This is a genomic window from Mesorhizobium sp. WSM2240, from assembly GCF_040438645.1.
Taxonomy (GTDB): domain Bacteria; phylum Pseudomonadota; class Alphaproteobacteria; order Rhizobiales; family Rhizobiaceae; genus Allomesorhizobium.
Genome location: NZ_CP159253.1, coordinates 3990922 through 4008942 on the forward strand (window position 1 = coordinate 3990922; position 18021 = coordinate 4008942).

16 protein-coding genes and 1 pseudogene are annotated in these 18021 nt (G+C 63.1%); 8 read left to right on the forward strand and 9 right to left on the reverse strand.

Features of this window, described 5'->3' with window-relative positions; genetic code table 11:
* The 3 genes and pseudogenes from ABVK50_RS19700 (at position 1) to ABVK50_RS19710 (ending at position 2578) form a co-directional block, all read left to right on the forward strand.
* Positions 1-473, forward strand: a pseudogene (locus ABVK50_RS19700) (VOC family protein).
* 153 nt (positions 474-626) lie between these two features.
* Positions 627-1340: a haloacid dehalogenase type II gene (locus ABVK50_RS19705; protein ID WP_353644972.1), complete on the forward strand. Its 714-nt coding sequence runs from the start codon at positions 627-629 to the stop codon at positions 1338-1340.
* Positions 1341-1504: 164 nt separating this feature from the next.
* Complete coding sequence (locus tag ABVK50_RS19710) at positions 1505-2578, forward strand: siderophore-interacting protein (RefSeq protein ID WP_353644971.1); 1074 nt, start codon at positions 1505-1507, stop codon at positions 2576-2578.
* A gap of 12 nt (positions 2579-2590) precedes the next feature.
* On the opposite strand, the gene ABVK50_RS19715 is transcribed toward ABVK50_RS19710, so the two are convergent.
* Together ABVK50_RS19715 and ABVK50_RS19720 are read right to left on the reverse strand one after the other, a co-directional pair.
* Entirely contained in the window at positions 2591-3736 is a 1146-nt protein-coding gene (locus ABVK50_RS19715) for an MFS transporter (protein ID WP_353646963.1), read from the reverse strand.
* Between the two features lie 80 nt (positions 3737-3816).
* Complete coding sequence (locus ABVK50_RS19720) at positions 3817-5940, reverse strand: TonB-dependent siderophore receptor (protein WP_353644969.1); 2124 nt, start codon at positions 5938-5940, stop codon at positions 3817-3819.
* A 222-nt stretch (positions 5941-6162) separates the two neighbouring features.
* Between ABVK50_RS19720 and ABVK50_RS19725 the strand changes: the two genes are divergently transcribed.
* Positions 6163-7359: an adenylate/guanylate cyclase domain-containing protein gene (locus tag ABVK50_RS19725; protein WP_353644968.1), complete on the forward strand. Its 1197-nt coding sequence runs from the start codon at positions 6163-6165 to the stop codon at positions 7357-7359.
* Positions 7360-7375: 16 nt separating this feature from the next.
* On the opposite strand, the gene ABVK50_RS19730 is transcribed toward ABVK50_RS19725, so the two are convergent.
* Positions 7376-8344: an alpha/beta hydrolase gene (locus ABVK50_RS19730; protein WP_353644967.1), complete on the reverse strand. Its 969-nt coding sequence runs from the start codon at positions 8342-8344 to the stop codon at positions 7376-7378.
* 303 nt (positions 8345-8647) lie between these two features.
* Here ABVK50_RS19730 and ampC point away from each other — a divergent pair, with 303 nt between their 5' ends.
* Positions 8648-9787 (forward strand): class C beta-lactamase, encoded by a 1140-nt coding sequence (gene ampC, locus ABVK50_RS19735; protein WP_353645874.1) that lies wholly within the window; start codon positions 8648-8650, stop codon positions 9785-9787.
* Between the two features lie 20 nt (positions 9788-9807).
* Here the strand turns inward: ampC and ABVK50_RS19740 are convergent, their stop codons facing one another.
* From ABVK50_RS19740 to ABVK50_RS19760, 5 genes are all read right to left on the reverse strand, one after another.
* Positions 9808-10614: a hypothetical protein gene (locus ABVK50_RS19740; protein WP_353644966.1), complete on the reverse strand. Its 807-nt coding sequence runs from the start codon at positions 10612-10614 to the stop codon at positions 9808-9810.
* A 10-nt stretch (positions 10615-10624) separates the two neighbouring features.
* Positions 10625-11212 carry a protein-S-isoprenylcysteine O-methyltransferase gene (locus ABVK50_RS19745; RefSeq protein ID WP_353644965.1) on the reverse strand — a complete coding sequence of 196 codons (588 nt, stop codon included), beginning with the start codon at positions 11210-11212 and terminating at the stop codon, positions 10625-10627.
* 70 nt (positions 11213-11282) lie between these two features.
* Positions 11283-11954 (reverse strand): hypothetical protein, encoded by a 672-nt coding sequence (locus ABVK50_RS19750; protein WP_353644964.1) that lies wholly within the window; start codon positions 11952-11954, stop codon positions 11283-11285.
* A 146-nt stretch (positions 11955-12100) separates the two neighbouring features.
* Positions 12101-12247 carry an ABC transporter gene (locus tag ABVK50_RS19755; RefSeq protein ID WP_353644963.1) on the reverse strand — a complete coding sequence of 49 codons (147 nt, stop codon included), beginning with the start codon at positions 12245-12247 and terminating at the stop codon, positions 12101-12103.
* A gap of 191 nt (positions 12248-12438) precedes the next feature.
* Positions 12439-13038, reverse strand: a complete 600-nt coding sequence (locus ABVK50_RS19760; RefSeq protein WP_353644962.1) for a L,D-transpeptidase — start codon at positions 13036-13038, stop codon at positions 12439-12441.
* Between the two features lie 239 nt (positions 13039-13277).
* Between ABVK50_RS19760 and uvrB the strand changes: the two genes are divergently transcribed.
* Both uvrB and ABVK50_RS19770 read left to right on the forward strand, forming a co-directional pair.
* Positions 13278-16436 carry an excinuclease ABC subunit UvrB gene (uvrB, locus tag ABVK50_RS19765; RefSeq protein WP_353644961.1) on the forward strand — a complete coding sequence of 1053 codons (3159 nt, stop codon included), beginning with the start codon at positions 13278-13280 and terminating at the stop codon, positions 16434-16436.
* A 74-nt stretch (positions 16437-16510) separates the two neighbouring features.
* Complete coding sequence (locus tag ABVK50_RS19770; RefSeq protein WP_353644960.1) at positions 16511-16756, forward strand: hypothetical protein; 246 nt, start codon at positions 16511-16513, stop codon at positions 16754-16756.
* Between the two features lie 55 nt (positions 16757-16811).
* On the opposite strand, the gene ABVK50_RS19775 is transcribed toward ABVK50_RS19770, so the two are convergent.
* The gene (locus ABVK50_RS19775) at positions 16812-17354 is read right to left on the reverse strand and encodes a Kazal-type serine protease inhibitor domain-containing protein (protein WP_353644959.1); all 543 of its coding nucleotides are present in this window, start codon (positions 17352-17354) and stop codon (positions 16812-16814) included.
* Between the two features lie 371 nt (positions 17355-17725).
* Here ABVK50_RS19775 and ABVK50_RS19780 point away from each other — a divergent pair, with 371 nt between their 5' ends.
* Positions 17726-17938 carry a cold-shock protein gene (locus ABVK50_RS19780; RefSeq protein WP_353644958.1) on the forward strand — a complete coding sequence of 71 codons (213 nt, stop codon included), beginning with the start codon at positions 17726-17728 and terminating at the stop codon, positions 17936-17938.
* The last annotated feature ends 83 nt before the right edge of the window (positions 17939-18021 follow it).

Genomic DNA, 18021 nt, shown 5'->3' on the forward strand with positions numbered 1-18021 from the left:
ATGGCAAAGAATACGATTTGCCTCTGGTACGACAAGGACGCCGAGGCGGCCGCCCGCTTCTACTCCGAGATCTTTCCCGACAGCATGGTGAGCGCCGTGCACCGAGCACCCGGTAACTACCCATCAGGCAAAGAGGGCGATGTATTGACGGTCGACTTCACAGTGGCGGGCATTCCTTGTCTCGGCCTCAACGGGGGGCCAGCGTTCAAGCATAACGAAGCCTTCTCGTTCCAGATCGCCACCGACGATCAGGAGGAGACCGACCGCTACTGGAATGCCATCGTCGGGAATGGCGGTCAGGAGAGCGACTGCGGCTGGTGCAAAGACAAGTGGGGGATTTCCTGGCAAATCACTCCGCGCGTACTGACTGACGCGCTGGCGGCTGGTGGCGCCGAAGCAAAGCGCGCCTTGATGCCATGATGACCATGAAGAAAATCGATGTCGCCGCGATCGAGGCGGCGCGGCGCGCTTGACGCTCAATCCCGTCTTGCGGCTAAATTGCTGCCAGAGCATGTCCGCCCGCCACCCGAAAGCGGACGCTTGTTTTCGGCGTGTTGCGGCAGCTCGACAAGACAGCCCCTCTTACCGCGACTGATCAGCCACATTGATGGGCATGGAGCTCTAAAATGACGAATGTTGAGGTATTGTTCTTCGACGTTCTGGGAACGGTCGTAGACTGGCGCGGCAGCATAGCGGCGGAGGCGGGTTCATTTCTAAAGCGTCACAACGCTTCTCATATCGACGCCGCGGCTTTTGCGGATGCCTGGGTCGGACGCTACGACGCATCGGTCGAGGCCATCCGCAACGGGCAGCGATCCTTTGTCCCGCTCGATCTGCTCAACATGGAGAACCTGGAAGCCTGCCTGAAAGGGTTCGGGCTGACACTATCGGCATTGCCGCGCGCAGAAATGGAAAACCTGAATCTGGCTTGGCACCGTCTGAAGCCGTGGCCGGATTCGGTGGAGGGTCTTTCCAGACTGAAGAAACGCTTCATCGTCGCACCGCTGTCGGACGGAAACACGCGGCTTCTGGTGGACATGGCAAAACGTGCCGGGCTGCCGTGGGATACGATTCTCGGCGCTGATGTCTCAAAGGCCTACAAGCCGACACCACAGGTGTATCTTCGTGCCTGCGAACTACTGGATGTAAAGCCGGAGAGTGCGATGCTGGTTGCTGCCCATGATTACGATCTGGACGCTGCCCGCCGATGCGGATTGAAGACGGCTTATGTGGTTCGCGCAGATGCGCAAGACCCATCGATGGCTGCCAGTGTCAGGCCGCTCGACGGTTGGGACTATATGGCGAGCGACTTGATCGAACTCGCAGAGATTCTGAAGTAGGTTCCCCATCGGATTCCGGCTGACCAAACAGATCAGGCCCAAAATCTGATATTCACACTCATATTTAACTGGAACTATCGAAGCCACCATGGCATGCCGCAACTGAGGCGTCTCCGCGTGCCGTGGAAGGCGCCGGCCGCCGAACGACGCAAGAGGGCTGGACGATGCACCAACTGAGCGCGGAAACCCGCATCGAGCACGACACCATCAGATCCGTGATGGAAAAGCTGCGCGCCGAGCACAGCGAGTTCGAGATCGAAACCGGGATCGACGACCAATGGGAGTTCCGCACCCATTACGGCTCGCTGAGTGCTGTCGTCGGCGACCGCAGCGTCCGCATCCAGGTCCATGCCGACGACGAGACTAACCTCTCCTACATGAAGATGGGCGTTGCCGGCCACCTCGCCGAACATCTCGGCACGACGGCCGGAATCCGCTGGCAGGGCGACGGCGCCGACGCCGGCAGGCCGGTCTTCTTTCGCGAACTTACCGTCCTTTCTTCAGCCCGGATTTCACCCCACCTGCAGCGCGTACGCTTTTCCGGCCGCCATCTCGGCCGCTTCACCCATGGCGGCCTGCATATGCGCCTGCTCCTGCCACCTAGCGGCAGGCAGCCGGTATGGCCTTCGCTTGGCGCCGACGGTCTGCTGGTCTGGCCTTCGGGCGAGGACACCCTCGTGGTGCGGGTCTACACGATCCGGGGCATCGACGTGACCGCCGGCTGGGTCGATGTCGATTTCGTCCTGCATCCGGGCAGCGATACGCCGGCCGCGACATTCGCCGAGAATGCAAAGGCCGGCGATGTCATCGGCATGATCGGACCCGGCGGCGGCGGTGTCCCTGAGGCGGAAAACCTTCTCCTCTTCGGCGACGACACCGCGCTTCCTGCCATCGGCCGGATTCTCGACAATCTCGCGCCTGCAACCCGCGCCGAAGTGTTTCTCGAGGTCGACGGCCCCGCGGACGCCATCCCGCTGGCGGGCGGCGACAATGTTCGCGTCACCTGGCTCTATCGCCATGGCCGCGATCCGGGAACCGCGGGTCTGTTGTCGGAGACTCTTCGCAGGATGGACCCGGCATCGCTGCCGCCTGATCCTTACGTCTGGGCAGGATGCGAGTTCGCCGACTTCAAGGAAATCCGCAAGATTCTGCGCAAGGAGTGGGGACTGAAGAAGGATCGGCACCTAGTCGTCGCCTATTGGCGGCGCGGCGTATCGGGCGAAAGCGACGATGAGTAGAATGGCTCTGGTTCAGACCGGCGCTGAGCGCCGGCCGGCCACCATGACGATCGCCGGCACGGCGGCAAGCGCGACTGTCCCCGCCCCGGCGAAGAAAACGCCGTAGCCGAAATGCTCGGCCGCGTAGCCGGCCAGGATGCCGCCCGCCATGCTCACCAGCGCGTCCATGCATTGGAACAGCGTGAAGTCCACCCCGGCCTGCCTGGGATCAGACCAGCGCATGAACTGCGCGTAGAGCGCCACGAACCCCAAAGCGAGGATGCCGGACGAACTTGCGATCGCGACCCCGAACAGGACGGTTTTCGACCAGCCGGCCTGGACATCGAAGACTGAGAAGTAGAAGAGCGAAGCCGCCTGCAGGACCAGGGCGAGCACGAGGACATTGCGCACCCCCCACGTCTTGACGAGCGCGCCGCCGGCCAGGGCCGCGGCGACCCCGGCGAGCAGGCCGCCAACGCCATTGAGAAACCCGATCGACGACAGGTCCAGCCCCACGTCGACGAGAAACGGGCCCAGCATCAACAGGCCCACTTTCTGGGCAACGACGTAGATCGCCGCGGCGGCAAGACCGCGGCGGATCTCGGAACGCCGCAAAGCGGCTGCGAGCGAGGGAACATGATCCCTTGTTTCTTCAGGCATATGGCGGGCCGGACCCAGCATGAACGGCAGGCCGAGCAGCAGCACCAGCAGCGCCATGGCCCAGACGGCCGCCAGCCAGCCGGAGGCATCGACGAGAACGAGGAACAATCCCCCGCCGACGGCCGAGCCGAGATAGGCGCCGCCCACCTGCGCCGCATTGCCCCAGCCGTGATGCTCCCGCGAAAGGCTCTGTACCGCGAAACCGTCGCAGGCGATGTCGACCGTGGAGGCGGCGAACGCTACCACTGTCAGGCAGGCCAGGACAGGGACCAGGGACGCCGGCCCCACCGCCCCGACCACAATCAGGCCGAGAACGGAGACGAGGACGCCGGCAAGGACGACGGCGCCGGAGCGGTTTCGTCCGGTGCGAGGGAGTCGAAAACGCTCCACCGCGGGCGACCAGAGAAATTTGAGCGCCCACGGCAGGGCGATCAGGGAAACCAGGCCGATGCGGTCGAGCGACACGCCTTCGGCGCGCATGACGGCGGGCAGGCCGGTCCAGGTGATGCCGCCGATCACGCTCTGAGCCACGTAAAGGCCGCCGATCGCCAGGAACAGGGCGAGAGGCGGCAAAGCCGGCTTCGGGGCTGGAGCGTGCATCAGAAGCGGTACCGCAGGCTGCCGAACACCGAACGGCCTTCGTCCCAGTAGCAGTTGCCGGCCTGGCAGTTCGGCTTCTTCTCGTCGAACAGGTTCTTGGCGTTGACCTGCAGCATCAGCCCTTCGAGGTTCGGGCTCTTCGCGCCGAAATCGTAGGAGAGCGCCGCATCGACGAAGACCCGGTCCTCGTTCTTGAACGTATTGAGATCGTCGCCGTAGCTTTCCCCCACATAGCGGACGCCGGCGCCGAGCCCCAGGCCCTCGAGCGCACCGTCCTGGAACTCGTAGTGGCCCCATAGCGAGACGATGTGGTTGGGCGTCGACGAAAGCTCATTGCCAACCGTCCCCGCAGCGCCCTTCTCGATCTTCATACGCATGTAGGTGTAGGAGGCGATGAGGCCGAAGCCGTTGTCGAAAGAGGCGTTGGCCTCGAGTTCGAAACCCTGGGAGTTGAGGTCGAGCTGGCGCTGGCGCTGGTTGCCGGCATCGTCGAAAGTGCCGTCGAAGACGACGCCGTCCTTCTGGTTGATGTTGAAATAGGCCGCGCCGAGGACTGCATTGTAGTCCGGTAGCTCGTACTTCACGCCGACCTCGACCTGCTCGCCCTTGGTCGGCCGCGCGACCCGCCTCTCATTGGTCTCGCTGTGGTAAACAAAGCCGATATTGGGCGAGAACGAGGTCGAGTAGTTCGCATAAGGGATGATGCCCCACTCCGTCCGATAGGACAGACCAAGCCGGCCGGAGAATGCGCTGTCGCTCTGCTCTGTTTCCGTAAACTCCGGATCGGTGCTGCGGCTCTCGACCCAATCATGGCGGGCGCTGGCGAACAGCGTCAGATCGTTCCACTGCATTTGGTCGTGCAGGTAAACGCCGGTCTGGTGCATTATCTGACCGCCGGAAAAGGCAAGCGGCATCGACTGGATATCTTCGACAGAGGTGTAAGACAGGGCGTTGCTGGCCTCGTAGTCCGACCAGCCATAGTCGACGCCGGCGACCGCCACATGGCTTATCGGCCCGGTGTCGAACTCGAACTGCGCCATGTTGTCCACGACGAAGTTCTTCATATCCTCCTTGTAGTGACCCCAGTAGCGGGCAAGCAGGTCGGGATCAGCCGGGTCGGCCGGGTAATGGCCGCTATACTCCAGATCGGCATCGACGGCGTTGAAGCGCAGGTTCTGGCGCACCGTCAGCAAATCGTTGAAGCGGTGCTCGAATTCGTAGCCGATGCGCCCCTGCAGTCCGGTGAAGTCGTTCCACTCCGGATCGCCCTCATAGATGTTCGACACCTGGCCGTAGGCGGGATTGTAGAAGAAGGCGGTTCCGCCGGTCACGGCGCGGGAGACTTCGCCGAGGATCGTCAGCTTCGTATCCTCGTCGGGTTTGAAGGTGACGGCGGGCGCGAAATAGAGCTTGTCGTCCGAATAGCCAGGGAGTTCGGTATCGGCCAGCCGGCCAAGCCCGGTCATGCGGTAAAGGATGGTGCCCTCTTCATTGGCCGGCCCCGAGAAGTCGAACGCAGCCTGATAGCGGTCGTATCCGCCGAAGAGCACTTCGACTTCCCGGAACCGCTCCTCCTTCGGCCGCTTGGTGACGAGGTTGACGATGCCGCCGGGGCCGCTGATGCCGTAGAGCGACGAGGCCGGGCCTTTCAGGATGGTGATGCCCTCGATGCCGTAGGGCTCGGTCTTGAACCAGGCCGACGGCCCATTGAACTGGCGCAGCCCGTCGCGGAACATGCCGTTGTAATGGGCTGGGAACCCGCGCAGGAAGAACGCGTCGTAGCGGCTGTCGAAGCCGAAGCTGTTCGGGTTGGCGCTGGCGGTGTAGGTCAGCGCCTCGTTCAGCGTCCGCGGTTTCTGGTCCTCGATCTGGTCCTGCGTGACGACGGAGATGGCCTGCGGAATCTGAACGATCGGCGTATCGACCTTGGTGCCGATCCGATCCTGCTTGGCGACATAGCCATCCTGCACGAGGATGTCGTCGCTCTCGGCTTCGACGGTTATCTGCTCGAGCACCGTGACGCCGCGCTCGTCCTGCGCAAAAGCGCCGTGGGTCGCGACCAACGCGGCGGCGCTCCCGAGCAGGATCATCCCCCACCGGCCGGTTATCGATTGCGTCCCCATGAATTCTCTCCGCTTCGCGTTCTGCCCTGTTCGCGGTAGGCGATTCACAAATATGACTGTTTGAGTCAAGTTATTTTTCGGCCACAAGGAAAGCATCCACACTGCGGGGTACTCGACAGGCCGTGGCGTCTGCTAGGCAGCTCGGCAAACACGGGATTCTCGCTGGACCGGCCCTGCTGGACCCTCCTTGCCGGGACCAGTGTGTGGTTTTACGCTCCGTCCATGGCTCAGCGTTTTGCCCTCGACTATCCGCTCATGCACTGGCTTTTGACCGACGCCAGGCGTATCAGCGATCCGAAGGCCTTCCTCGCCGCGCTTGCCGAACAGTTTCTGGTCCATGGCATGGAGGTGGCGCGGCTCACCACAGGCGTTCCGATCCTGCACCCGCAGGTCCATTCCTACAGCGCCCGCTGGGAGCTGGGCAAAGGCGTGTCGGATCGGTACTTCCGCCTCACCGCCGAATCCCTGCCGGCGCTGGAGAACAGCCCGGTCAAGACTGTGTACAGCGGCGGCGGTTCGGTGCGCTGCGACCCGACTGCACCGCCGCGCGAAGGCGAGTTCGGCATCCTCGCCGATCTGCGCCGCGACGGCATGACCGACTACGTCGCGTTGAGCATTCCCTTCTCGGACGGAACCGCGAAACTTCTGACTGTCGCCACCCAGCGGCCCGGCGGCTTTACCGATGCGGAAATGGAGCTGCTGGAGGCGCTGACGCCGGGCGTCGCAGTCAACCTCGAGGTTCAGGCGCTTCGCCTGACTGCCCGCACGCTTCTCGACACCTATATCGGGCGCCAGGCCGGCGCGCGTGTGTTGGAGGGGGCGATCAAGCGCGGCATGGGCGAAACAATCCGCGCCGTGATCTGGCTCTGCGATCTCCGCGGCTTCACCGGCCTGTCTGAGCAATTGCCGCGCGATGCGCTGATCGAACTCCTCAACGCCTATTTTGGTCGCATGTGCGCAGCGCTCGACGCCGGCGGCGGCGAGGTGTTGAAATTCGTCGGCGATGCGCTTCTTGGTATTTTTCCCATACTCGACAGCAATCCGGCTTCGGTCTGCGCCCGCGCACTCACTGCGGCCGAAAATGCGCGGGAAGCGCTGGCGGCGTATAATGCCGAACGCAATGGCACTGGCGCGCCGCGGATAGATTACGGCATCGCTCTCCATGTCGGCGACGTCATGTACGGCAATATCGGCGGCGAGAGCCGGCTCGATTTCACCGTCATTGGCCCGGCGGTCAACCTCGCGGCGCGAATCGAAGGGCTTTGCCGCGACCTCGGCCGCCCTGTCCTCCTCTCCGATGATTTCGTGGCCGCCTCCGGCCTGCCCGCGGACTCCCTCGGGGCTTTCCAGCTGAAGGGACTCTCCGGCGCCCGGCAGATATACGCTCCGCCCGAAGGCGGTGATGCGGCCCCGGTGTAGTCCTTGAGCGTTTCAGTTAGGCTGAGGCATATCCAGGCGTCGCCTCTGCATTCTCAATGAAATTCTTGATCAAAGCGACGCACTCCAGCGCATGGGTCTCGAGGAGGAAGTGTGAACTCCCATAGATGTGGGTTTCGACGTTCTCCAGCACGCGATTATATGCCATCACCTCGTTCAGGTCGAAATAGGGGTCGTGCCTGCCCCAGAGCAGCAGGCATCGCGGCTGATATCGGCGATGATAGGCTTCGATTTCCGGGAAACGGGCGACGTGTTTCCTGAAATCCTGGAAAAGCGCGAACTCAATCTCGATGCGGCCGGGCCGCGACATGCGTTCCCAATCAAGATGCCAGCTTTCCGGCGCCGCAAGGGATTCCAGTGCTTTCGGCATCCCGCCCAGATATGTCTCGCGCGTTCCCTCGAAATTCAGCCATTCCGGCAAGCGCGCCCTGTTTTCTTCGGAAGGATCGGCCCAGAACGCTTTCGTGGTGTCCCACCCCGGCCCCAGGCCCTCGTCATGCGCGCTTGCGTTCTGCACGATGAGCCCGCGGATGCGATCCGGAGCCCGGGTCGCCAGATAGTAGCCGACCGCCACGCCCCAATCGTGCATGTACAGGTAGTAGGAACGAAGTCCGAGATCGTCCAGGAGAGCACCGAGGGTCCGGGAAATATTTTCGAACGTGTAGTCATAATCCTCCTTCCGCGGCATCGCGGAGAAACCGAAAGCCGGCATGTCCGGCGCGATGACGTACGCAGCTTCCGCGAGCGGAGACAAGACATTCCGGTACATGTGAGAAGAGCTGGGGGTGCCATGAAGGAACACAAGCGCGGGCGCATCCGGCGACCCGGCGCTACGAAAATGAATATCCACTCCGTTTGCCGTTGCGTGATTGTGCCTGACCTTATTGATGCTCAGCATGATCGACCTCGCAATTTGACGGGGCTTATCACCGAACCGAACGGCTGGACCGCTCGCACTCGCGCCCACCATTAGTGAGCTCTTACAACGCTACACTGGTCATCCTGTTGCAGGTCAATGTGGGTTTGAACGGCGTGTCAAAGCTGGCTCCGGCCTGCCTCGATCCGGAATGACGGCGGCAAGAATTCAGATTTGCTGAAGAGAACCATGGACGACTCGAAGATTCCCAAGGGGTGATGAAGCCCCGCGATCTTGGTCTCGCTGTCGCCTCATTGCGTTTGCTTTCTTGAAAGCTGGGCGAGTTAGGAACGCCCTTCCCAAAGAGAGAGGACGTCAATTGAGTTTTGTTGCAAAGGCGGTCAGGCCGCTTGCCTGGCCATCATCTCTTCCTGCCTGCTCACGACTGCAGCCGGGGCTGCCGATAGTCCCGGCAAGATAAACGAAGCCGTGGATCGTGCCTTCCGTCCGCTCCTGAAGGAGTATGGCGTGCCCGGGATCGCAGTCGCCGTGACGATTGACGGCGAGCAGCATTTCTTCAGCTACGGGGTCGCCTCGAAAAAGAGCAATGCGCCGGTGACGAAGGACACGCTCTTCGAGATCGGCTCCGTCAGCAAGACGTTCACCGCAACCTTGGCCTCCTACGCGCAGGTACTCGGCAAGATGTCGCTGGACGATCGCCCGGGGAAATACATGCCGCAGCTGCGCGGCAGCGCAATCGACAAGGCAAGCCTGCTCAATCTCGGCACCTATACCGCGGGCGGGCTGCCCTTGCAGTTCCCCGACGCCGTCACGAATGACGCGCAGATGGCGAACTATTTCCAGGAGTGGAAGCCGTCCGCCGCTCCGGGCGCCGAGCGGCGATACTCCAACCCCAGCCTTGGCCTGTTCGGACATATCGCCGGCCTGGCGATGAACGGCAGTTTCCCAAAACTGGTGGAAACCGAACTCTTCCCCCGGCTCGGCCTCGGCCACAGCTATATCCGGGTGCCGAAAGCGGCGATGGGCAACTATGCATGGGGTCACAACAAGGCCGGCAAGCCTGTAAGGGTGCATCCGGGTCTCTTCGACGCGGAAGCCTATGGCGTTAAAACAACCGCCGCCGACTTGATCCGTTTCTTCGAGGCCAACATCCGGCCGGAGACCCTCGATACGCCGATGCGGCGCGCCGTCGAAGGCACTCACATTGGCTACTTCAAGATCGGCGGGATGGTGCAAGGTCTCGGTTGGGAGCAATACCCCTATCCGATCGCGCTGGACCGGCTATTGGCCGGCAACTCCGCGACCATGGCCATGGAAGCCAATGCCGCGACGCAGCTCACGCCGCCGCACATTCCTTCGGGGCCGACGCTGTTCAACAAAACCGGCTCGACCAACGGGTTCGGCGCCTATGTTGCCTTCGTGCCTGACAAGAAGATCGGCATCGTGATGCTGGCCAACAAGAACATCCCGATTCCGGCGCGCATCAAGGCGGCGCATGCCGTGCTCGAGCGGCTTTCCGCGGAAACTCCGTAATTGGCCGGGCCCGGCCCGGCTCACCCGCCTGCGCCGGTTCGCGGCTGTTTGCCTGCTTGCGGAGTTTTCTGAGCGGGCAGGCTGCTTTCGCCGAACTGCATCACCTCGTCGGCGATTTCTCCGTTCAGTATCTCTTCGAACCTGTCGAGCGCACGCGCGACATTGGCTCCATCCATCACCCGGTGGTCGTAATGGATACGGACGGTCACCGAACCGTCGTCTCCGATCGGTCCGTAATTGAGCAGAGTGGTCAGTGGCGTTAGCGGGTTGAGGGATTCTGCCCCGAGCCCCGAATAGACGGAGAACTGGAACGTGCCGAAATAGTTCGGCCTCTGCCGGGCGATATTCAGCCCGAGCCACATCAGCGCCCTTCGGATCGGCGTCGGCACGCGGGCCATCCTCAAAGCGCGCCGGAACTCCCTGATCTCCATGACAGGACGTGACCGCGCCGTGTGGATCGACGCATGCAGTTCGGCGATCGAGCAGCGCTCCGGGCCCTTGATGCGGCTCAGCAGCACAGCCCGCTCGCCCTCATATTCCCGCTCATGGGCGATCGAGGCGACGCTCACCGGGTACTCGTAGAATTGCGGCCAGGGAAGTTTAACGTAGGCCCGCCGGAACTCGGGCGTCTCCCTCGCGAGAAGCGCATATCCCTTCACGAAGATAGCGCTCCAGGAGGGTTTGGGCTGCTGCGCCATCCTGGCCCTTACCAGCGGGCCGAGATTCATGTGACGCTGCACGGTGACGCGCGGCACTCCGATCGAGAATCTCATCAGGTCGCCGACAAGCCGTCGGGGCGCCGAAATCTTTAGGGCTCGGCCTCGCATGACAGGACCTCTAATAAAGATAAGGGATTATTCTTTTGGTCCTCTCCATATAGGCCCGGTATTGGGGCCCGAAATTCTCCAGCATCATACGCTCTTCCTTGTCCACTCGCAGGAAAAAAAGGATTGCGAAGCCGATCAGCCCGGCCAGTCCCGCGACCCAGTTCGACAGCAGAAAGGCTTGCCCAAGGCCCATCAGCATGAATGACGTGTACATGGGGTGCCGGACGACGGCGTACGGCCCGCCACTGACCAGCGCGTGCCGGTCGCGGATCTCCAGCGTGATCGACCAGTTCCGGCCGAGTTCCTTGTGCGACCTGCGAAAAACCCACAGCGCCGAGGCGAAGATGATGGCCCCGAGCACGACGGCCCACCATCTCGCCGGATAGTCGGCCGATTCCGGGATGCCGGTCGCGACGTAGAAGCCCGGCAGGATCGCCAGGCCGAAGAGAGCCGCCGCAAGCCCGACGATTTCGGAAGCCGAACGGCGGTCTGTTACGACCCGCACGCGCTTGGCCCGGCGCTCGAAGGGATATCGAATCACATACCAGGCGACGATCCCGAGCACCCACGCGATCTCGCCAACTGAACTCACTGACATGCTTACTTCACCGGCGCCCTTTCGGCGTTATGGAACGTCCGAAGCGTGGCCGCCTAAACACATCGATCTCCTAACGGACGGCCGTTGCGGCGGGGGCGTTTCCGGATTCAACCCCCGGCGGGCCGGTATAGCCAATCGCATTCGGCCCGCCATTCATCTCTCGAAGCTTTGTGATGAAATCTCGGGGCATGAGCCAGATGCCGGGCGTCTTGTAGCCCATGGAATTTGCAATGTCGGCCACGAAGGCGTTGCAATTGTAGAGCGACGCGTGCCAGAGCGGCGAACTGGCCTGCAGCTTGCGTATGTATGCCACGACCTTCCTGTATTCGGGTTCGCTAAGCGGAACCGTCCAGCTTGCCGACCGGTAAGCGATTTCCAGATCGCCGTCGGTCCATCCGGTCGAGGCCGGCACGGGCGCCAGATGGCCGAGCATATAAATATTGGGATCGTCGGATTTCGGAGCGAGCCCGGCGACCTGGGGATTGATCATCCTTCCCGATTTGTCCATGCGCCCGAAAATCACAAAGGAGTGCCCGTACGTATAGGCGTAGCGGGAGCGGAACTCGATGAAGTACTGGCCTGCGGCTGAGTTCACCGTGCGCGTCGGCGTCCCGGCGGTCGCCAGGGTCCGTTCATCAGACGTGTAATTCAGCTGAGGTTTTTCCGGCGATTGCGATTGGCACGATGCCGCTGCGAGCGCGAGCAGGGCCACAGATATTAAACGGCCACTTACAAGCGTCATCTCATTCCCGAACTCCGAGGAGCGCAGAGCGAAAGCGGGTCATTATGCCCGCCACTGCTGACCTCACGACCGAGACGTGCCCGGTCAGAATTGCTGTTGATGGGGAAAGGACCAAGCGGCCCTTTCCCCAACCGGCCTAAGCCGGTTTACTTGTACACGGGCGCCGGTGCCGGCTCTTCGACGACGACGGGCGGCGGAGCTTTCCCCTTCCCTTTGCCGATGTCCATCGTTCCACAGCCGCTCAGGCTGGCGACGGCAAGGATGGAAATCGCTGTCACTAGAAGTCTGCTCATTAAATTGGTCCTTTCCCCGGAGGCGGAATAGGTAGTCTCAGGCAAATACCACGAATAGTGGTTCGTAAAGGTTAGTCGCGAACCAGCCCCAAGCCTAGTGCAGGAAAGACACAGTTAGGGCTAGTTGCCAGTATGCCTAACGGAAATGTTACGGGCCGGTTCCATCACGGAATGTAGCATAGCTGTAATATTCAGATGACCAGCACCGTGGTTCCTACCGGGGTGCGCTCGTAGAGATCGATAATATCGTCATTCGTTAAGCGGATGCACCCGCTCGACACCGATGTACCGATCGACCAGGGCTCGTTCGTGCCATGTATCCGGAACATGGTGTCCCGCCCGCCGCGGTAGAGATAAAGGGCGCGCGCGCCGAGCGGGTTGTTTGGTCCGCCGGGCACTCCGCCCGCATACTGCACCAGGCGCGGTTTGCGCCGCATCATGTTGGCGGTAGGCGTCCAGGAAGGCCAGACCGCTTTATGGCCGATCCTCGCCTGGCCCTTGAGCGTGAGGCCCTGCTCGCCGACGCCGACGCCGTAGCGCGTCGCCCAGCCGCCGTCCTCAATGGAATAGAGATAGTATTCCGATGTATTGACGACGATCGTTCCAGGCGCCTCGCCTCCGTCGTACCGCACCCGCTGCCGCCGATAGCGGGGATCCACCCGGTAGGTGTCCGCTGAAAGCGCAATCGGGACCGGCTGCACCACATCCTGTATCGTCGACATGCATCCGGAGGTCATCAGCGCCAGGCCGCCTACGATCAGCCCTCGGCGCGTAATCTTTTCATTTTTCATTTTTGCCTGCTTGGTAATCGGCCGTATCAGGGTCTCCTCATAACCTTGAAAACCTGCCGGGCCAAGCCTCGCAGCCGCCCGGACGCGCTTTCCTCCGCCTCCTGTGTCGGTGATGCATCGGCGTCGCATTTGGCTGGTCCCGCCTTCCTGACACCCTTCTGTCAGCATGTGATTCGTTCCGGAGCCTTTGCCCGCGCGTCACCCTTTCCATTTCCGGCGATTCTTCCCATATTCGCCGCATGGCCAAATCCCCCGAAAAGAAGAACCCGCCCGCGGCGGCGGATCAGGACAATCGCATCGGCTTCGCCGAGGCGCCGCAGGCTCAGTTTTCCGGCGCGCCGTTCGACGGCTCGATCTCGGATTGGGCCGACGAGATTTCCCGGGAAGCCGGGCGCGACGCCGACGTCCCCTCGCGGGGAGAGAGTAAGAGTGAGGGGCAGCGCAAGCCAGCCAGGAAAATCCCCGAGCGCTCCGCCGCCCCGAGCAAGACCGCGCGCGGCACCTCGATGGGCGGCGCGGCGACCGCCAGGGAGCGCGCCGCCGCCGGCCTGATGCCCGTCGCCGGCCTCGATGTCACCCTGGAGGAGGCGCAGTCCCTCTCCTCCGGCGGCGTCACCGCCACCGTCGCCGCACTCTCGGCGCTCATCGAATCCGGCAACCCGCTCCACAAGAACGGCGAGCTCTGGGTCCCCCACCGCCCCGCCCGCCCGGAAAAATCCGAAGGCGGCGTCGCGATCAAAATGGTCTCGGACTTCGAGCCGGCCGGCGACCAGCCGCAGGCCATCAAAGATCTCATCACCGGCATTTCCGAGAACGAGCGCACCCAGGTGCTGCTCGGCGTCACCGGCTCCGGCAAGACCTTCACCATGGCCAAGGTGATCGAGGAAACGCAGCGACCTGCCCTCATCCTCGCGCCCAACAAGACGCTCGCCGCCCAGCTCTATTCCGAGTTCAAGAAATTCTTCCCCGAAAACGCCGTCGAGTATTTCGTCTCCTATTACGACTACTACCAGCCGGAAGCTTACGTCCCGCGCACCGATACTTTCATCGAGAAGGAGAGCTCGATCAACGAGCAGATCGACCGCATGCGCCACTCGGCGACGCGCTCGCTGCTGGAGCGCGACGACGTCATCATCGTCGCCTCGGTGTCCTGCATCTACGGTATCGGCTCGGTCGAGACCTACACCGCCATGACCTTCCAGATGGAGGTCGGCGACCGCCTCGACCAACGCCAGCTTCTCGCCGACCTCGTCGCCCAGCAATACAAGCGCCAAGACGTCAACTTCGTGCGCGGCTCGTTCCGCGTGCGCGGCGACACGATCGAGATCTTTCCGGCCCACCTTGAGGACTCGGCCTGGCGCATCTCGATGTTCGGCGACGAGATCGAGAGCATCACCGAGTTCGACCCGCTCACCGGCCACAAGACCGGCGACCTGAAGAGCGTAAAGATCTACGCCAACTCGCACTACGTCACGCCGCGCCCGACGCTCAACCAGGCGATCAAGTCGATCAAGGAGGAGCTGCAGCTCCGCCTCGCCGAACTGGAAAAGGCCGGCCGCCTGCTGGAAGCCCAGCGGCTCGAGCAGCGCTGCCGCTTCGACCTCGAAATGCTGGAAGCCACCGGCTCCTGCGCCGGCATCGAGAACTATTCGCGCTATCTGACCGGCCGCCGCCCCGGCGATCCGCCGCCGACGCTCTTCGAATACATCCCCGACAACGCCCTGGTCTTCGTCGACGAGAGTCACGTCACCGTCCCGCAGATCGGCGCGATGTATCGCGGCGACTTCCGCCGCAAGGCGACGCTGGCCGAATACGGCTTCCGCCTGCCGTCCTGCATGGACAATCGCCCGCTGCGCTTCGAGGAGTGGGACGCCATGCGCCCGCTCTCCATCGCCGTTTCGGCAACCCCCGGCGGCTGGGAGATGGAAGAATCCGGCGGCGTCTTCGCCGAGCAGGTCATCCGCCCGACCGGCCTCATCGACCCGCCGGTCGAGGTGCGTCCCGCAAAAACTCAGGTCGACGACGTGGTCGGCGAGATCCGCGAGACCACCGCCAAGGGCTACCGCACGCTCTGCACCGTGCTGACCAAGCGCATGGCCGAGGACCTCACCGAATATCTGCACGAGCAGGGTGTGCGCGTGCGCTACATGCACTCCGACATCGACACGCTGGAACGCATCGAGATCCTGCGCGATCTGCGCCTCGGCGCGTTCGACGTGCTGGTCGGCATCAACCTCCTGCGCGAGGGCCTCGACATCCCCGAATGCGGCTTCGTCGCCATCCTCGACGCCGACAAGGAAGGTTTCCTGCGCTCCGAGACCTCGCTCATCCAGACGATCGGCCGCGCCGCGCGCAACGTCGACGGCAAGGTCATCCTCTACGCGGACAACATCACCGGCTCGATGGAGCGGGCGATGGCGGAGACCAACCGCCGCCGCGAGAAGCAGCTGGCCTGGAACGAGGCAAACGGCATCACCCCGGAATCGGTCAAGTCGCGCATTTCCGACATTCTCGATTCCGTCTACGAGAAGGACCATGTCCGCGCCGACATCTCGGATTTCACTTCCGAGGGCGCGCTGATGGGCAACAATCTCAAGGCCCATCTGGAACATCTCCAGAAGAAGATGCGCGACGCCGCCGCCGACCTGAATTTCGAGGAAGCAGCGCGCCTGCGCGACGAGATCAAGCGGCTGACGGAGATGGAACTCGCCGTCTCCGACGATCCGCTCGCCAAATACGCCGAGGCCGAAAGCCCGGTCTCCGGCCGCGAGAAGGGCAAGCACAACAAGGGCCGCGCGATCCACCGGGCGGTGGGGAGCGCTTCACCCTCCCCCTTGCGGGGAGGGTCGGCCGCTGAAGGCGGCCGGGGTGGGGGTGGAAAAGGCAGCGCGCCATCTTCCCTCTTCGCCAAGCCCGACCTCGACGACATGGGCCGTTCGGGCGATTACGCGACGCCGGCCAACGCCGTCCCGCGCTCGCTGTTCAAGAAGCAGACCGCCGCCGAAGCCCACGGCTCCGACTATGGCATGCCGGACGACGGTAAATCTCTCTTCCGCAAGAACTCGCTCGACGAGATGACCGTCCGCCGCACCGAAAAGCCTGTCGAAGGAGTCAAGCCTGCGAAGCCGGCCACCTCTCCCCTTGCGGGGTCCGAAGGACCGGCCGAAACCCGCGGCTCGGCCCCACTTGATAGTTCTCCTCGCGAGGAGAAGACGAGCGGTTCGGCGAACTTGGTGAGGGGTGGCGACGATCCCAGACCCTCTCATGGTGAGCCTCCTGAGCATTTGTCGAAGGGCGAACCACGCCGCGCCCGTCCCGGCGCCGGCTCCTACGAAGACGCCGCCGACGCCCGCCGCCAGAAACGCCGCCCCGGCAAGACCGGCCGCCCGGGCAATTAGCGCCCCTTACCTCTCCCCTTGCGGGAGAGGATAGTTCGCCCCGCGAGGCGAAGCCGAGCGGTTCGGCGAACTTGGTGAGGGGTGATGACCCTCACGCCATCATGCCTGGCGATCCCATCTACCCGCACTACGCGCCGCTCTGGCCGGAGGCGCTGCTGACCCGCGCCGTCGACATCGCCCAGGGCATAGCCTTCGCCGATCAGTGCAGCGAGGCCCGCAAGAAAGTTATCCGCGACACAATCGCAAAGTTCGACCCGCCCATGCCTGTAGTCGTCGGCCGGAAGAAGCGCCGCCGGCCGAAAGCTGAGACGCTGCGATGAACTGCGCCGGGGTTTCCCTCTCCCTCGAGGGGAGGGAAAGGCCGCGCCAGGCCTCTCAGCAGGGGCCGTTCGGGTTGACGATCCTATAATCCGCCGCCAGCGCCTCGCAGGAATTGCCGAAGGTCCGGACATTGCCGCGCCCGATCGCGCAGACCGGCCGGTATTCGCGGGTGCAGAAGCGCGGCTCCTCGCCGCCTCCGCCGCCGCCGCGGCATTCGCCCTCGCTGATGATGCGGTAGCCGGCCCGGTCGGCGAGGCAGGAGTTGGAGAAGGTTCGCCGCTCCGATCCACGCCGTCCGCACACCGGGTCGTACTCACGGGTGCAGAAGTCCGGTTGCGGGCGCGGGTCGCGCCGGCACTGGCCGCGGTCGATGACGCGGTAGCCGGCCCGGTCGGCCAGGCACGCATTGGAGAAGGTCTGCCGGTCCTGTCCGCGCCGCCCGCAAACCGGGTCGTACTCGCGGGTGCAGAAATCCGGTCCGGGCGGCAGTGGGCGTGGTCCGGGCCCCGGCTCGTCGACCACCACCGTACAGGCGGCGGCCACCGCCATGACGAACGCCAGCAATGCGCCGCGCCAAAAGACTGCTCTGGAAATCATCGATCGCTCTCCTCCGGCCCGTCCGCCGCTCGACGCCGATCCTTCCGATTCCACGGACAAATGCAATCCCTGCCCGCTTCAGCAGTTGTTTCAATTCGGAAACCATCGCATGCAACGCAAACGGGCCGCCATCTTGCCTCGAATGTATTTCCGTGCGATAAATTTCGTGTTCGGGCATTTGCTGACCCGGAGACTGGAACGTTTTGGACGAAACCTTTCCCCGACACTGTGAATATCTGACGACCCCTTCTTTTGGCGGGGGGTTCGACGTTGCGCGAATGCACGACCGCCAAGCACTGAGAGGAGCCTGCCACCGGGGCGCGGCGGTACGGCAGGAAACAGACCAACGAAACGGGTGAAGGAGTTCTCCCATGTCCCAGAGCGGAACCGTTAAATTCTTCAACGCCACCAAAGGCTTCGGCTTCATCACGCCCGATGGCGGCGCCAAGGACGTGTTCGTCCACATCTCGGCGATCGAGGCTTCCGGCCTGCGCACGCTGATCGACGGCCAGAAGGTCACCTTCGACGTCGAGCCCGACCGCATGGGCAAGGGCCCCAAGGCGGTCAATCTCAGCGCAGCGTAAGCCGCCCCAGACGAATTTTGAAAAGGCGCGGCAGCCGGTCTGCCGCGCTTTTTCGCATGTCCGGCGCGGCTGCGAAGTCGCTG

Bases quoted from the DNA above. Each gene is read 5' to 3' on its own strand.
- ABVK50_RS19705 (WP_353644972.1), top strand. From the start codon at position 627: ATGACGAATGTTGAGGTATTGTTCTTCGACGTTCTGGGAACGGTCGTA.
- ABVK50_RS19755 (WP_353644963.1), bottom strand. From the start codon at position 12,247: ATGAGCAGACTTCTAGTGACAGCGATTTCCATCCTTGCCGTCGCCAGC.
- ABVK50_RS19710 (WP_353644971.1), top strand. From the start codon at position 1,505: ATGCACCAACTGAGCGCGGAAACCCGCATCGAGCACGACACCATCAGA.
- ABVK50_RS19775 (WP_353644959.1), bottom strand. From the start codon at position 17,354: ATGATTTCCAGAGCAGTCTTTTGGCGCGGCGCATTGCTGGCGTTCGTC.
- ABVK50_RS19760 (WP_353644962.1), bottom strand. From the start codon at position 13,038: ATGAAAAATGAAAAGATTACGCGCCGAGGGCTGATCGTAGGCGGCCTG.
- ABVK50_RS19725 (WP_353644968.1), top strand. From the start codon at position 6,163: ATGGCTCAGCGTTTTGCCCTCGACTATCCGCTCATGCACTGGCTTTTG.
- ABVK50_RS19750 (WP_353644964.1), bottom strand. From the start codon at position 11,954: ATGACGCTTGTAAGTGGCCGTTTAATATCTGTGGCCCTGCTCGCGCTC.
- ABVK50_RS19740 (WP_353644966.1), bottom strand. From the start codon at position 10,614: ATGCGAGGCCGAGCCCTAAAGATTTCGGCGCCCCGACGGCTTGTCGGC.
- ABVK50_RS19720 (WP_353644969.1), bottom strand. From the start codon at position 5,940: ATGGGGACGCAATCGATAACCGGCCGGTGGGGGATGATCCTGCTCGGG.
- ABVK50_RS19745 (WP_353644965.1), bottom strand. From the start codon at position 11,212: ATGTCAGTGAGTTCAGTTGGCGAGATCGCGTGGGTGCTCGGGATCGTC.
- uvrB (WP_353644961.1), top strand. From the start codon at position 13,278: ATGGCCAAATCCCCCGAAAAGAAGAACCCGCCCGCGGCGGCGGATCAG.
- ABVK50_RS19780 (WP_353644958.1), top strand. From the start codon at position 17,726: ATGTCCCAGAGCGGAACCGTTAAATTCTTCAACGCCACCAAAGGCTTC.